Origin of the sequence: Bariatricus sp. SGI.161 (genome assembly GCF_050313695.1) — a bacterium.
Classification (GTDB): domain Bacteria; phylum Bacillota; class Clostridia; order Lachnospirales; family Lachnospiraceae; genus JAFBIX01.
The window spans coordinates 1-794 of the sequence record NZ_JBNPLX010000081.1 but is presented as its reverse complement, the minus strand read 5'-3'; the positions used below and the strand labels follow the sequence as shown (position 1 = coordinate 794).

Genomic DNA, 794 nt, shown 5'->3' with positions numbered 1-794 from the left:
TGCCAAGCTTTCGCACTCCACCATCTGGTTTGGGAATCTCAACACGTCTTACTGGAGACGGAGTGTACTTCCCTCTATAGATACGGTCAGTTAACTCTTGTTGATGCTCCCTAAGATACGGAAGAGCCTCTTCAATAGTCATTCCATCAATTCCTGGCGCTCCCTTGTTTGCCTTAACTCTCTTATACGCTCTGTTTAGGTTATCCTTATGCAGTATCGTTTCCAAGAGTCTCGGCTGTGCACTGTCTCTTTCTTTCCATATCCGATTGAATGACCTAGACGCTTTCGCATACCCTTCATGTTCCGCACTATCTCTTTGCGAACAGCCATTGTTTTCAATGTTTTCTGCCATTACTGGTCATTCCTCCTTTCTCGGTCATACTTAAGACTCCTACTGATTTGGTCCTTCACCTTTCGGCTACTATGACCTCTGCTGACTTCTGTGCGTTCAGCACTACTTTAGGTAGTGGTTACCTCTTTCAAGGCATATCGCACAGACCTCCCTAGGTACCACACGTTTCTTCCTCTCCATCCATCTGCCTCATCTATCATGCATGGTTCCGTGTAGTTATTGGGCTTCAACTTGTATGGCAGTCTTACCCTCATGCATAACCTCATATGAGATTTCTGTTCGTCAGACCAGAGATTTGTCCGTGAGTTAGTATGTTCCTCACATCCGGCTTCCTTCAGATTCGAGGTCACCCTCGACACCCTTGCCTTCGACTATATCCTTCCCACTACCGGGCGGATTTGGGACTTTAACCCTTGAGAAACGTGCGCCGCTAGGCGCACCA

The 794-nt window shown here is 47.2% G+C and carries 1 pseudogene; it reads right to left on the bottom strand.

Features of this window, described 5'->3' with window-relative positions:
* Positions 1 to 352 (bottom strand): annotated as a pseudogene (locus tag ACQRBH_RS17260) (group II intron reverse transcriptase/maturase); the annotation flags it as partial.
* Between the last annotated feature and the right edge of the window lie 442 nt (positions 353 to 794).